Annotated in this window: 11 protein-coding genes; 6 read left to right on the top strand and 5 right to left on the bottom strand. The window is 46.3% G+C overall.

Annotated features, from left to right (window positions below):
• Positions 1 to 32 precede the first annotated feature (32 nt).
• Positions 33 to 1400, bottom strand: a complete 1368-nt coding sequence (gene miaB, locus I2F54_RS00465; protein ID WP_195500292.1) for a tRNA (N6-isopentenyl adenosine(37)-C2)-methylthiotransferase MiaB — start codon at positions 1398 to 1400, stop codon at positions 33 to 35.
• Between the two features lie 428 nt (positions 1401 to 1828).
• Between miaB and I2F54_RS00460 the strand changes: the two genes are divergently transcribed.
• Positions 1829 to 2209, top strand: a complete 381-nt coding sequence (locus tag I2F54_RS00460; protein ID WP_118045412.1) for a hypothetical protein — start codon at positions 1829 to 1831, stop codon at positions 2207 to 2209.
• A 49-nt stretch (positions 2210 to 2258) separates the two neighbouring features.
• Positions 2259 to 3755 carry an acetyl-CoA hydrolase/transferase family protein gene (locus I2F54_RS00455; RefSeq protein WP_009122000.1) on the top strand — a complete coding sequence of 499 codons (1497 nt, stop codon included), beginning with the start codon at positions 2259 to 2261 and terminating at the stop codon, positions 3753 to 3755.
• 208 nt (positions 3756 to 3963) lie between these two features.
• On the opposite strand, the gene dacB is transcribed toward I2F54_RS00455, so the two are convergent.
• The 4 genes from dacB to I2F54_RS00435 form a co-directional block, all read right to left on the bottom strand.
• Positions 3964 to 5394 carry a D-alanyl-D-alanine carboxypeptidase/D-alanyl-D-alanine endopeptidase gene (dacB, locus tag I2F54_RS00450; protein WP_195500291.1) on the bottom strand — a complete coding sequence of 477 codons (1431 nt, stop codon included), beginning with the start codon at positions 5392 to 5394 and terminating at the stop codon, positions 3964 to 3966.
• A gap of 14 nt (positions 5395 to 5408) precedes the next feature.
• Positions 5409 to 5846: a putative signal transducing protein gene (locus tag I2F54_RS00445; RefSeq protein WP_087412195.1), complete on the bottom strand. Its 438-nt coding sequence runs from the start codon at positions 5844 to 5846 to the stop codon at positions 5409 to 5411.
• A gap of 50 nt (positions 5847 to 5896) precedes the next feature.
• Complete coding sequence (gene lpdA / locus I2F54_RS00440) at positions 5897 to 7255, bottom strand: dihydrolipoyl dehydrogenase (protein WP_195500290.1); 1359 nt, start codon at positions 7253 to 7255, stop codon at positions 5897 to 5899.
• Positions 7256 to 7337: 82 nt separating this feature from the next.
• On the bottom strand, positions 7338 to 7733 hold the full coding sequence (locus I2F54_RS00435) for a PH domain-containing protein (protein ID WP_195500289.1): 396 nt from the start codon (positions 7731 to 7733) through the stop codon (positions 7338 to 7340).
• Between the two features lie 108 nt (positions 7734 to 7841).
• Here I2F54_RS00435 and nadB point away from each other — a divergent pair, with 108 nt between their 5' ends.
• The 4 genes from nadB (at position 7842) to I2F54_RS00415 (ending at position 14138) form a co-directional block, all read left to right on the top strand.
• The gene (nadB, locus tag I2F54_RS00430) at positions 7842 to 9413 is read left to right on the top strand and encodes an L-aspartate oxidase (RefSeq protein WP_195500288.1); all 1572 of its coding nucleotides are present in this window, start codon (positions 7842 to 7844) and stop codon (positions 9411 to 9413) included.
• Between the two features lie 5 nt (positions 9414 to 9418).
• A complete protein-coding gene (locus I2F54_RS00425) occupies positions 9419 to 9997 on the top strand; it encodes a Crp/Fnr family transcriptional regulator (protein ID WP_087412199.1) in 579 nt (192 codons plus the stop codon).
• A 110-nt stretch (positions 9998 to 10107) separates the two neighbouring features.
• On the top strand, positions 10108 to 11934 hold the full coding sequence (locus I2F54_RS00420) for a transglutaminase-like domain-containing protein (protein WP_195500287.1): 1827 nt from the start codon (positions 10108 to 10110) through the stop codon (positions 11932 to 11934).
• A gap of 2 nt (positions 11935 to 11936) precedes the next feature.
• Positions 11937 to 14138 (top strand): DUF3857 domain-containing protein, encoded by a 2202-nt coding sequence (locus I2F54_RS00415; RefSeq protein WP_195500286.1) that lies wholly within the window; start codon positions 11937 to 11939, stop codon positions 14136 to 14138.
• Positions 14139 to 14193: the final 55 nt, after the last annotated feature.

Genomic DNA, 14193 nt, shown 5'->3' with positions numbered 1-14193 from the left:
GGTTCGTGCTCCCCTGCCTTTTTTATATCAAACTAAACTTCTTCACCTTTCAGCGTCGCCGAACTGCTTTCTGTAATCTTAACCGTCACAAAATCGCCCGTCCGGTGCGTTCCCCGGTCGAAAACAACTACCCGGTTCTGTTCGGTGCGTCCGAAGAGCTGGTCGCGCGAGCGTTTGGAAACGCCTTCTACCAGCACCTCATAAGTTTTTCCTACGCAACGGGCGTTGGCCTCTGCAGAAAGACGGTTTTGCAAAGCGATAATCTCATTCAGACGACGAATCTTCACTTCCTCAGGCACATCATCCGGCAAATGCTTGCTGGCATACGTACCCGGACGTTCGGAATACTTAAACATAAAGGCGGCGTCATAACCGCACTCCTCCATCAGGGAGAGGGAAAGCCGGTGGTCTTCTTCCGTTTCCGAATGGAAGCCGGAGAAAATATCCGTAGACAAGCCGCAATCCGGAATGATGCGACGAATGGCGTCAACACGTTCCAGGTACCACTCACGGGTATATTTACGGTTCATCAGCTTCAGGATACGGCTGCTTCCGCTCTGCACGGGCAAGTGTATATGCTTGCATACATTGGGAACTTCCGCGATGACTTGCAGGGTCTCGTCGCTCATATCTTTGGGATGAGAGGTGGTGAAACGGATACGGACGCCCGGAGCCGACTCGGCCACGGTACGCAGCAACGCGGGGAAAGTTATCACTTCCCCATCCGACTTTTCAAAGCGGTAAGAGTTGACATTCTGTCCCAGCAAGGTCACTTCCTTATAACCCTTAGCCACCAAATCGGCAACTTCATTCAGGATGCTTTCCACATCCCGGCTGCGTTCCCGTCCGCGGGTGTAGGGAACGATGCAATAGGTACAAAAGTTATTGCAGCCGCGCATAATGGAAACAAAACCCGAAATATGATTTCCGCAAATGCGCGAAGGTATCACATCACGATAAGTTTCCGTTGTGGAAAGCTCCACGTTGATGGCTTTCTCGCCCGCCTCTACGGCAGCTATCAGGTCGGGCAAAGTAAGGTAAGCATCCGGACCTACCACCAGATCGACATGATGGTTCGTAATCAGGTCGTCTTTGACACGCTCCGCCATGCATCCCAATACGCCGACAATCAGATTCTTTTTCTTCTTCTTGAGCGAATGAAAAAACTCCAGGCGGTTTAAAATCTTTTGTTCGGCATTATCACGGATAGAGCAGGTATTCATGAATACCGCATCCGCCTCTTCCAGCGTTTCGGCCACCGAATATCCCGCCATCTGCATCACAGAGGCTATCACTTCACTATCGGCCACATTCATCTGGCAGCCATAGGTTTCGATGAACAACTTTTTGTTCTCATCGGCAGTTGCAGATTTAAAGTCTGCTCCCGTCACATTTTCCATAATCAGTTTGTTTAAAATCAAGTTACATTAGTTACATTTTGTCATTCAGAGCGTAGCGAAAAACCTGCTCCCTTTATGTAGTCAGAGGGAAGTGATTCTTCGCCATGCTCTGAATGACAGCGTGCAAAGATACTTCTTCCCTTCCAATAAAGTGATGAAACCATGGAAAAATAACACATAATCCCCTCTATTTGATGTGTTTCTACTAATTTATGTTAAGCGAGTAAACATTTTCCGAGTGTTAATTTGGCATTGTTGGAATAAATTTCCAATTTTGTGGAATGAAAGAAACATTAGATTTTTTCATAGTTAAGGTTTAGGTTAAAAAAACAAGGGGAGCTGTGAAGCTGCCCTTTTTTAATGCCAATTTGTTGGCTACAATCAGATTAAATAATTACCTTTGGCGGTGAAAAAACAAAGAAAGGCTTATGGAAGACATCTTCAAATTTCTGTTAATTGCAGGCATTATTGTTATAAGTTTTGTCAGACAAGCAAAGAAAGAAGCAAAAAAGAAAGCTGGCAACAGCCCCGCCATGCCTGTGTTCGATGAAGAAAATCCCCTTCCTGAAAGCTGGAGCGACGGAACTTACGGCGGTTACATCCCGGAAGGCCCCAAACCCGAAACCGCCGTAATACGCAAGAAAACAGAAAAAAAGCATAAGCCCGCCAAGAAACAGCCTTTCATTCAGCAAGATACCGACAATACACTTCCCGAACCTGCCGACGCCTCATCCGAATTTGAAATACACTCGGCAGAGGAAGCGCGCAAGGCTATCATCTGGGGAGAGATATTACAACGAAAATATTAACGCGATTGAAAGTTGAGTTGATTCCTTACACGAAAAATAACTATACATTATGGCATTTAATTACATTTCAGCAGCAGAAGCTGCGAGCCTGATTAAACATGGCTACAATATCGGCCTGAGCGGATTTACTCCCGCAGGAACAGCCAAAGCCGTTACGGCCGAACTGGCAAAAATAGCAGAAGCGGAACATGCCAAAGGAAACCCTTTCCAGATAGGCATTTTTACAGGAGCCTCTACCGGTGACTCCTGCGACGGTATCCTTTCACGCGTCAAAGCTATCCGCTACCGTGCTCCTTACACAACCAATCCCGATTTCCGTAAAGCGGTAAACAACGGCGAGATTGCCTACAACGACATCCATTTGTCGCAAATGGCGCAAGAAGTGCGCTACGGCTTTATGGGAAAAGTAGATGTCGCCATCATCGAAGCCTGCGAAGTGACACCCGACGGTAAAATCTACCTGACCGCCGCCGGCGGTATCGCTCCTACCATCTGCCGCCTCGCCGACCGGATTATCATAGAGCTGAATGCCGCACACAGTAAAAACGCCATGGGGCTGCACGATGTCTACGAACCGCTTGACCCGCCTTACCGCCGCGAAATACCTATCTTCAAGCCGAGCGACCGTATCGGACAGCCTTATATCCAGGTTGACCCGAAGAAGATTGTAGGTGTCGTAGAAACCAACTGGCCGGACGAAGCACGCTCATTTGCCGCCGCCGACCCGCTGACCGACAAAATCGGACAGAACGTAGCCGACTTCCTTGCCGCAGATATGAAGCGCGGTATTATTCCTTCCACCTTCCTGCCGTTGCAGTCGGGCGTAGGAAATATCGCCAACGCGGTGTTAGGCGCTTTAGGACGTGACAAGACCATTCCGGCATTCGAGATGTACACAGAGGTCATCCAGAATTCCGTTATCGGACTGATTCGCGAAGGTCGCGTGAAGTTTGGCAGCGCTTGTTCACTGACCGTAACCAACGACTGCCTGAACGGTATATACGAGGATATGGATTTCTTCCGCGACAAGCTGGTTCTCCGTCCGTCGGAAATATCCAACAGTCCCGAGGTAGTACGCCGTTTAGGTATTATCTCTATCAACACAGCCATTGAAGCCGACCTCTACGGAAACGTAAACTCCACCCATATCGGCGGTACGAAGATGATGAACGGTATCGGCGGTTCGGGCGATTTTACGCGCAACGCCTATATCTCTATCTTTACTTGCCCGTCTGTCGCCAAAGAAGGCAAAATCAGCGCTATCGTCCCGATGGTTTCTCATGTAGACCACAGCGAGCATGATGTCAACATCATCGTTACCGAACAAGGTGTTGCCGACCTGCGCGGCAAGAGCCCGAAAGAACGTGCTCAGGCAATCATTGAGAACTGTGTTCATCCGGATTATAAGAATATCCTGTGGGATTATCTGAAACTGACCGATGGTAAGGCACAGACTCCTCATGCCATGCGTGCCGCCCTGGCTATGCACGCCGAACTGGCAAAAAGCGGGGATATGAAGAATATCGACTGGGCACAGTACAAATAAAGGCTAAATACGCCTTTGATAAGAGGCTGACAACGCTCTGATCAACCTATCATTCTGTCATTCGGAGGAGCTTGCGACGAAGAATCTCCTCTCTTAGCTATATAAGGGGAAGAGATTATTCACTCCGTTCCGAATAGCAGAATGACAGGTTAATCAGAGCGTTATTTTAACAGCTCCTTATCAATCCATACCAACCGATACCGGTCATTCATCGGATAAGTATATCACAGACAGTATCTTGGAATTTACGTGCCTCCCTGCCGGAAAGCACATTCTGATTCATTATGGCAAAAGCGATCTGATGCCCGTTATTTGCCTTTAAATAACCTGCCAGGCAATTTATAGCTGTAAAAGAACCGGTTTTAGCGTGCACTTTCTTATAAGAAGGCGTCCCTTTCTTCATACGGTTTTTCAGTGTTCCGTCCACTCCGCCGATAGGCAATGCCTTATATAATTTCTGGAACACATCCGTACGTGAATAAGCGAATTTCAAGAAGGCAACTAAAAGTTCCGATGAGACATAGTTATAGTTGGAAAGTCCGCAACCGTCCGCCAGATTATAACGGTCGGGAACATAGCCCAGCTTTTTTATCAACCGGCGGATAGCCGAAAGTCCGTCTTCGGCAGAGATATGCCTCCCGCCCGTAAACTGCGCACCTAAACGGCATAACATAGCTTCTGCATTCAAGTTATCACTCTCTTTCATTATTTGATTGACTACTGCCTGTACAGAAGTGTTATAAGATGCCATTCGCACTGAAACGCTGTCTTTTTGAAACTCGCTGAAAGAATAATCCGGCAGGCAACGGATACCTTTTGCCCGTAAACGCTCCAGGAACGTATGCATAAAGAAGTCCTGCGAAGAATAGATATTCACCGTACCGGTACGCTTCCCGTCCACATTACCCGATACCGTTATGTCATTGCCATTCTCCAGCCAATCGCGGGATACACGAAAACGTCCGGCAGAGGGAGCGCGGGTTTTTGTTGTATTGGTCAACGTATAGTAAGACGAAGCGGGAGTACATTCCAAACGTGCCGTATCACCCTGCACACCGGGAAAAGCTGTTACCGTAACCACTCCTTTATCGAGCATCAGCGGCGACAGGTATGGCTGAAAAGAATAGGGCGTATCATCCCACAGCCAACCGCTTCCCCAATACAAAGAGTCTTTCATGGAAACATCGCCATATATCTTGCCTTGAACCACAGAGAAAGGCAAACGAGACACCTTACCGACCAAAGAATCCAACGCTTCATCATCAAATTCCGGGTCGAAACCTCCGACAACGTATATATCTCCTTTCAGCGTATCACGCTCAATCACGCCCTTGTACCAAACCTCCGTACAAAAAGGCTCGTCCGCTTCAGGGCGCGCAAGCGCCGTAATCGTAGTCAGCAACTTCATTGTAGAGGCCGGACGGGAAAGCTTATCCGCCTGATAACTATACAGAGCCTTATCAGCGGTCAAGTCATACACTGAAATAGATACATTAGAACCTACGGGTAACCGATACTTTATCAATGTATCCAACCGCGAAGAAAGAGAGTTTGTTTCAGGTGATACTCCCTGTGCAGACAATATACTGGGAATTAACGTCAAAACCAATACAATCGGGAATAAGGTATACTTTCTCATCTTCTTACAAGCTATCATTCAGGTTCGTCAGTTGTCCGACTGTTTTTGGCAACCGGTTTCTCAAATCTTCCTTTACATTGATTACAAACATACTCCCAATGGTTGGTGCCCGGAGCGGCACTGGCCAACAAAGAGGCAATAACCGCGGCAACAGCCCTCATCCGATGCCCTTTCCTCAATACGAACTTAATATCGGGGGAACCGCAGAAAGGACAGTATTTCAATTGTTCAGGAATCATCTGGTTTTGTTCCAACAGGCTGATTGCCGCCTCATAGTCTTTTTCACCCACCAATATATCCACTCCTGTCAGATCACCTACTTGCAATCCGGCCAGTAGTGTGGACATATTCTCATTCCGCAACATGGAATCAATTCCTTCATTCTGTAACGCTCCCTGAACAATGTGGGCTTGAGTTGCAGAATCGCAAGTTATCAACTTTACGATTTTCATAATATAATGTATTCCATTTAAGTGAGTATTACAAAATATCCGTCATCCGGTTAAAGAGCTTCCTTAAAGATTTCGCCTACCGTAGGATGCGGGAATACTATTTTTTTCCATTCCGCAGCAGTCAGCTTGAGTTCGACAGCCATACCTGCCAACGTGATAATCTCCGAAGCCGGATTACCCAGCACATGTGCTCCCAAAACAGTATCATCTTCTGCCAATAGTAACTTGCACATACCGTTAACCCCTTCATTCTCCGCGACAAAACGACCGGAATAAGCCATAGGCAGCTTTACCGTACGATAGGGAATACCCTTTTTCTGCAAGGCTTCTTCCGTATCCCCCACACCCGCAATTTCAGGATTGGTATATACCACGCCGGGGATAGCCCTGTAACTCATACAGTCTTTCTTGCCCAAAACGGCATGTACCGCCACTTCCGCCTCGCGTACAGCAGTATGTGCCAGCAAAGAGAATCCGGTTAAATCCCCGCATGCATACACACCCGTAACCGAAGTCCGCATCTGCCCGTCAACCCGTATGTTTCCACGTTCTGTTTTCTCCGGATTCAGATTTTCCAATCCGAAACCTTTCGTTACCGGACGACGGCCGACGCTCATCAATAATTTCTCCGCAACTGAAAAACCTGTACCTTCGGCATTTTCATAATTTACCCGTACCTGAGTTTCGCCGTTTTCTCCCGCACTTCCGTCCAATGACACCACCTTCGTATTCAGCATGAATTTAATACCGCGCTTGGCATACTCCGCACGAAGCATGGCGGACAGTTCCTTATCCATTCCGCCCAATATTTCATCCAGCATCTCGATAACAGTGACCTCCACCCCCAGACTATTAAAGAATGAGGCAAACTCCATGCCGATGACTCCACCGCCGATGACAACCAGCGATTTCGGAAGCTCTTTATTGTCCAACGCATCACGATGCGTCCAGTAAGGCACCGTATCTATTCCGGGAATAGGCGGAATAAAAGTTTCCGAGCCTGTGCAAAGCAATAAATTATCACATTCATACGTTTCGTCACCGCACAGAACATGATTCTTATCTACGATTGAGGCCTCGCCATTTACAATAGTCACATTATTGGCGGTCAGCTTTCCTTTGACACCCAACACCAGTTTACGTACCACTTTCTGTTTACGTGCTATGATTTTGGGCAAGTCGAACGAAACTTCCGATACATTGACCGCATATTTGGACGCGTGACGTGCGCTGTCATACGTTTTTGCCGAATACAATAAAGTCTTGGTAGGAATACACCCTTCATTCAGGCACACCCCGCCAAGGCTTCGCTTCTCAAAAAGCACAACATTCAGGCCGGCCTTTCCGGCTGTTTCCGCAGCCGTATATCCCGCCGGACCTCCACCGATAATGGCAATTTGATATTTCATAGTTCTTACATTTATAGATTTCTGCATGCAAGATACAACAAGAAATTCAGAAAAAAAGCATGATACCTCACATAATTATAATTTATCGTGATATACGCTGCTCGAGCAGACGGATAAACTCTTCCTCTTTAACAGGAAGAAGCGCCACGCACTTACCCTCTCCATACCTTATCAGTACATAGCGCATAACGGCAAATCTGCCTATCCGCATGGAGGAAGCGCGTTCTACCGACGTAATATCCTTCAGCGGGATTTCTTTTCCTCGTGAAAAGCGTCCGAAGAACAACGACAGTTTATTATCGGTAGTAACGATATAGGTAGTATGAATCAGCTTCTCGATACTGACAACCAGCAGGAGCATAAAAAGAACAGCAACAAGAATATTCTTTTCCCAAAGGCCGTAAACAGCGATTGTGCCTGCCAGAATGACAAACAAATACTGTCCGGCAGCGATACGCGCATGAAAAATTCGATTCATTTTATCCGGTTTTTGCCGCTAAGGTAGGTATTTTTATGAATTAATGCCCGCAAGGGAGACAAGGAACGTACTTATTTTGTAGTTTTGCGGTGTTAAATACACGAAACTATGGTAAGAAAGTTCGATTTCCTCGTTATCGGCTCCGGAATTGCCGGTATGAGCTTTGCGCTTAAAGTGGCGCATAAAGGAACAGTAGCCCTCATCTGCAAGGCCGGTCTGGAAGAAGCAAACACTTATTTCGCACAAGGCGGCATCGCTTCCGTCACCAATCTGGCGGTAGACAATTTCGATAAGCATATTGAAGACACCATGATTGCCGGAGACTGGATAAGCGACCGTGAAGCTGTGGAAAAAGTGGTACGCAACGCTCCCGAACAAATCAACGAGCTTATCAAATGGGGAGTGAACTTCGACAAGAAAGATAACGGAGAATTCGACCTGCATAAAGAAGGCGGGCACTCGGAGTTCCGCATCCTGCATCACAAGGACAATACCGGCGCGGAGATACAAGACAGCCTGATTGAAGCCGTAAAACAACATCCTAACATCACCGTATTCACAAATTTCTTTGCGGTGGAAATCATCACCCAACACCATTTGGGCATTATCGTAACCCGCTATACTCCGGGTATCAAATGCTATGGCGCTTACGTTCTGAACGAGAATACCGGGGAAGTGGATACATTCCTTTCAAAAATGACTATCATGGCAACCGGCGGCTGCGAAGCCGTATACCGTAACACTACCAACCCGTTGGTTGCCACAGGTGACGGCATCGCCATGGTCTATCGCGCCAAAGGCGCCGTAAAAGACATGGAATTCATCCAATTCCATCCCACCGCCCTCTATCATCCGGGCGACCGCCCCTGTTTCCTGATAACGGAAGCCATGCGCGGATATGGCGGCGTGCTCCGTACCATGGACGGAAAGGAATTCATGCAGAAGTATGACCCTCGCCTGTCACTCGCCCCGCGCGACATCGTGGCGCGTGCCATCGACAATGAAATGAAGCAGCGCGGTGACGAGCATGTCTATCTGGACGTTACCCATAAAGACCCTGAAGAAACCAAGAAGCACTTCCCGAATATTTATAAGAAATGCCTCAGCATCGGTATCGATATTACCAAAGACTACATCCCCGTAGCCCCTGCCGCACACTACCTCTGCGGCGGCATCAAAGTAGACCTGGACGGGCAATCCAGCATCCGCCGCCTGTATGCCATCGGCGAATGTTCGTGTACCGGCCTGCATGGCGGAAACCGTTTGGCTTCCAACTCGCTGATTGAAGCGGTGGTCTATGCCGACGCAGCCGCCAAGCATGCACTGAGCGTATTGGAACGCTATGATTTCAATGAGGATATTCCCGAATGGAACGATGAAGGAACTATCTCCAACGAAGAACGGGTATTGATTACGCAAAGTATGAAAGAGGTGAACCAGATTATGGAATCTTATGTGGGCATCGTCCGCAGCAATACCCGCCTGACCCGCGCGTGGAACCGCTTGGATATTCTTTATGAGGAGACGGAAAAACTGTTCAAGAGCAGCAAGGCAACCCGTGAGCTTTGCGAACTGCGCAATATGATTAACGTAGGTTATCTGATTACCCGTCAGGCCATGGAACGCAAGGAAAGCCGCGGCCTGCACTATACGATAGACTATCCGCACGCTCAAAAATAACGGTTATGGCGCACTTCAACGAGTATCTGGACTTGTTGGAACTTTCTCCTTTGGTTAACCATTGCCTGCAAAACGGGAAAAAACGTCTTTATAAGAAAGGAGAGTTCTTTTGTCAGACAAGTGAGGTGTGTCATAACATTGCCTATATTTCCCAGGGAAGTTTCCGCTACTTCTACCTTGATACGGAAGGAAACAAACATATCATCGGCTATAGCTTTGAAAAGGATTTCGTGGCAGACTATGAGTCATTCACCAGGCAGACACCTGCCATTATCTATACGGAAGCAATCAAGGCGAGTACCGTCTATCAGTTATCTTATAACCAACTGGAAGAATTTTGGGCGGCAACCCGGCAGAACCAGTTATTAGGCCGTAAGATTGCAGAAAACCTGTTCTGTATGACTTACCACCGACTATTGAATCTGTATTCGGCTTCCCCCAAAATACGCTACCAGGAATTGCTGAAAAGATGTCCCGACATCGTTCATCAAACAAGCCTGAAAGAAATCGCTTCTTTTCTCAATATTTCTCCATATACCTTAAGCCGTATCCGACGGGAAATAACTTTCGGACAAAAGGATTAATTTCTTGCTTTAAAGCAAGAAATTAAATTTTCCATATATTTATTTTTGTTAAAATATTGCCGGTCGCTATCTTTGCAAGTACTTCTTACAGAACCTTATAGCAAGCTAAAATGAAAAGCGGTTGTATCTACACATGTATACTTTTGTGTTTGTACGTTTACAACTCATACGGACAGACGCTTGATGACAACATTGTCATTACACAATGCAACGATTCCTACGTCTTTATGGAAAAAGACGGTATTCCTGCCGTACGCAACCGGAAAGAGACTTCCTATGAAGCCACAAGAATGGGAACTACATTGCAACCTTACACCTACTACGGAGAATTCATCTCGTTGGACGGAGCTTCCGCCAAAGGCGGGGGAAAGGCTGAGTATAAAAGTATTACACCGGAAAATGTTTTCTTTGACGACAGCAAGGTCTGCTTCTTCAACATCAATCTCGACCGTAAAGGAAAAAAGACAGAGGTAACATTTAAACGTACTTTTCACGACCTGCGTTATTTTACACGAATCTATTTGGGTGAAGACTATTTTATCAAAGAAAAACAAATAACATTCATCATTCCACAATCCCTTTCCCATTTCCGGCTGACAGAAAAGAACTTTACTCCTTCTATTCACTGCGAACGCGGTATCAACAGTTCGGGAGATTCCTTATTCACTTATACCGTAACGGATATGCCGGCCATGAAAGACGAGCAACATATGCCGGCATCAGGTAAAGTATATCCGCACATACTGATAACAGGATCATTTACAGATTGTCACGATATGTATCGTTGGTCTAACGGACTGGCACAGGTAGACTGTGACATACCCGAACTCGACAAGCTATTAGCGGAGATTACCGAAGGTTGCCGCACGGATATGGAAAAAATACGTAATACATATACCTGGGTACAACAAAACATCCGTTATATCGCTTTTGAAGCAGGTATATCGGGACACAAGCCAGATACTCCGGCAGAAGTGCTGCGCAAACGGTACGGCGATTGCAAAGGAATGGCAATCCTGCTCCGTACATTGCTGAAAGCACAAGGCTTCGATGCCCGCCTGACCGATATAGGCACCATAGACATTCCCTACCGAATGAGCGAAATAGCTACACTTGCGTCCGTCAACCATATGATATGCAGCCTTATCTACCGGGGAAAGACCTATTATCTGGATGCCACCAACGAATATATCAACCCGGAATTCATACCCGGAAGTATACAAGGAAGGGAAGCCGTAATAGAGAATGGAGAAGACTGTATCGTACACATATTGCCTATACTGAACAGTAACGCGTCTACAGACAGCCTGTCTTATACCTGCACCCTATCCGACAAACAAACGAACAAAGTATTGCAGGGTAATGCAACCCGTAGTTGGAGCGGAGACATGAAGGAATTTTTCCTCACGGCCTACCACGAAAACGATAAAAGCAGCCAGGAAGAATATCTTCCCCGTATCTTGACAGGGAATAATCATAATTATCAGGTTGATTCGGTCAGTTGGATACAGCAGAAGCCTCAACAAAAATGGGCTATACTGACCGGAAAAGTAATAAACAGCAGCGCGGTACAAGTAGCCGATGGTGAGTTTTACATAGAACTGGACCTCCACAATGACCTGTTCGACCAACCGATAGACACCGCTAAACGTATTCATGATTACGAGCTCCCGCTCCGTTGCCGCATCGTACGCCATACGGAGCTGGAAATACCCTCAGGCTATGTACTTGTTTATTGCCCCGAAGGCATCTCAATCCATACGCCGCAAGGCATACTCTGCTGCTCATATAAAACAGAAGGAAACAAAATCATTTTCCGGAAAGTAATGGAGATAACCGAAAAACGTATTCCCCGCGACGAAATTACAACCTGGAACGCATACTTGCGGAAATGGGCCGATGCATCCAACGAACAAATCATCCTCAAAAAACAATAATAATGAAACAGAACATGTTATTCCTGATGGGGGTGTTGGCGCTTTTATTCATCACCCCTAATGCCAATGCCGATGACAAAGAGAAATACAAACTCTTTGCGGAGGAAACGAGAAAAGAAGTCTGGGCACTGGAACTGCCTGAATTTACCAACACGGCTGTTCCCGAAAAATACAAGGACGAATCAGCTGTCATTCTGGCTGCGCACAGCCGGTTAGAAGTCACCAAAAAGACCCGTTTCAACGTTGGCGCCTTTCTCGGAGGATTTCACTATATTGACCGTGAAGTAAATTGTCGCGACTTGTATCGTATGCTTGTGCAAATCAACGATAAGGCTGCTTTGAAAGAATTCTCCGAATTTGATTACAAAGCGGAAATACGTAAAAAAGAGTGGCGGTATGACGAAAACTACCAGCAAGTACTGGGCGTGCGAATTATCAAACCGGACGGTACCGTAAACGAAGTAAGCACGGATGAATATATGACAGCCACCGAAGGCAGGAAAGACCGGGAACAACGTCAGAAACTTGCCGTACCCGGACTGGAAATCGGTGATAAGATAGATATTTTTTTCTTCAACTACACTTCATTGGAAAATCATAATCTCGATCCGTTCATCTTCCGGTTTCGCCAAAGCCATCCGATGCTTTCTTACACGGTGCATTGCGAGATAGACGATAAACTTACTACCCAATACCGTACTCTGAACGGCGCACCGGACTTCAAACAAAGTAAAGACGAAGACGGAAACATCCTGCTCGATGCCGAAATGAAGGATATAGAACAAACCGAACCTGGTTTATGGTACAACCCTATGCAGCAAACTCCAATGACATTGATGTACATCACCAATAGCAAGATGAAAAAATACACCTATATTCCCGAAAGTACCACGAAAAAAGGACTACAGGCCAATCCCGATGCGGCAGCCATGCAAGAGGACGACTGGGATTTTATGAAACAAGCGAAGAAATATACCGGATACGGCGGATTGAGTAACACCAAAAAAGGAATCCGGCTTCTCCGTAACGTGAAAAAGATAAAGAAAAAAGACTGGACAGATGAGAAGAAAGCCGACTTCATCTACAATTACTATCATTTTGCACTGATGACAGACCTCAAGAGCAATTGTAATAATGAATTGTTCATTATCTATTTTCAAGGATTGCTGAATTGGGTAGATGTTCCCAATCTGCTCGGAATGACTACCCACGAAAATAAAGAGCCTCTTGATAAATTGACAAACTATCGCAATACCACATGGTTTCTTGCACTTCCGGAAAGTAAGAAATATTATCTCCCACCTTCAGGATATCTCATTCCCCATGAAATCCCCGTCCGTTACCAAGGCAGGCAAGCTATCTTGGAACCGGATAAAGAGAAAGCCAAAAAGTTGAAAACAAAGGCAGAAAGAGAGCGCCTCAATCTGCCGGCAGGTACAGCCGATGACAACTGCAACATTACCGCCATACAAGCCGACCTTGATAATACGTTACTCACCGTTAACCGGAACGAATATCGCACCGGAACACAAAAAGAGTATATGCAGGAGATGTTAGTAAAAATGGAAGATGTGGACGCCGCTTACCGACGTCTGCTTAGCATTGACAAAGAATTTGCCGAAGAAGTAGGCAAGAAATATGCGGATGACCTCCAAGAAGCATTCCGCAAAGGTTGCGAACAGGAAAAGGAAAATTATAAATGGGAAATAGATTTCTATCACGGTGAAAACGCCAAAGAACTGCTCGACTATCAGATGCAATGTCTGGGTAATCGCCCGGACAGCGCAGCCTTTATTTATAATGTCCGCTATACAATGGATGGCTATATCCGAAAAGCAGGTCCTAACTATGTACTTTCCGCAGGCAAACTAATCGGTGAACAGATCCGGATTGAAGGTAAGGAACGTAAACGTTCCGCCGACATCTATATGTCCGCTCCCCGTACTTTCCAATGGAATATCACTGTAAATCTTCCGGCAGGCTACAAAGCGGCTCCCGAAGGAGTAGAGAAGCTGAACGTAAAAGTAGAAAACGAGTGTGGCACTTTCACCGCAAAAGCTGTTACAGAAAACGGCAAACTTATATTGAATATCCTCAAACGGTATAATCATAAGGTAGAACCGGTTGCCAATTGGGAAAAGCTGCTTCAAATCCAAGACGCTTCCAAAGCCTATGAAGCGCTTTCCGTAGTACTGAAGAAATAAGAATACATCACAGAAAAAATGAAAAAAAGGCACGGATTATACGAATTCAACGGAC

The sequence above is a fragment of the Bacteroides clarus genome (assembly GCF_015555825.1).
GTDB classification, from domain to species: Bacteria; Bacteroidota; Bacteroidia; order Bacteroidales; family Bacteroidaceae; genus Bacteroides; species Bacteroides clarus.
Note: the sequence above shows the minus strand (reverse complement) of the source record. Positions and strands in the feature narration are given on the sequence as shown.

Bases quoted from the DNA above. Each gene is read 5' to 3' on its own strand.
- miaB (WP_195500292.1), bottom strand. From the start codon at position 1,400: ATGGAAAATGTGACGGGAGCAGACTTTAAATCTGCAACTGCCGATGAG.
- I2F54_RS00460 (WP_118045412.1), top strand. From the start codon at position 1,829: ATGGAAGACATCTTCAAATTTCTGTTAATTGCAGGCATTATTGTTATA.
- I2F54_RS00455 (WP_009122000.1), top strand. From the start codon at position 2,259: ATGGCATTTAATTACATTTCAGCAGCAGAAGCTGCGAGCCTGATTAAA.
- dacB (WP_195500291.1), bottom strand. From the start codon at position 5,394: ATGAGAAAGTATACCTTATTCCCGATTGTATTGGTTTTGACGTTAATT.
- I2F54_RS00445 (WP_087412195.1), bottom strand. From the start codon at position 5,846: ATGAAAATCGTAAAGTTGATAACTTGCGATTCTGCAACTCAAGCCCAC.
- lpdA (WP_195500290.1), bottom strand. From the start codon at position 7,255: ATGAAATATCAAATTGCCATTATCGGTGGAGGTCCGGCGGGATATACG.
- I2F54_RS00435 (WP_195500289.1), bottom strand. From the start codon at position 7,733: ATGAATCGAATTTTTCATGCGCGTATCGCTGCCGGACAGTATTTGTTT.
- nadB (WP_195500288.1), top strand. From the start codon at position 7,842: ATGGTAAGAAAGTTCGATTTCCTCGTTATCGGCTCCGGAATTGCCGGT.
- I2F54_RS00425 (WP_087412199.1), top strand. From the start codon at position 9,419: ATGGCGCACTTCAACGAGTATCTGGACTTGTTGGAACTTTCTCCTTTG.
- I2F54_RS00420 (WP_195500287.1), top strand. From the start codon at position 10,108: ATGAAAAGCGGTTGTATCTACACATGTATACTTTTGTGTTTGTACGTT.
- I2F54_RS00415 (WP_195500286.1), top strand. From the start codon at position 11,937: ATGAAACAGAACATGTTATTCCTGATGGGGGTGTTGGCGCTTTTATTC.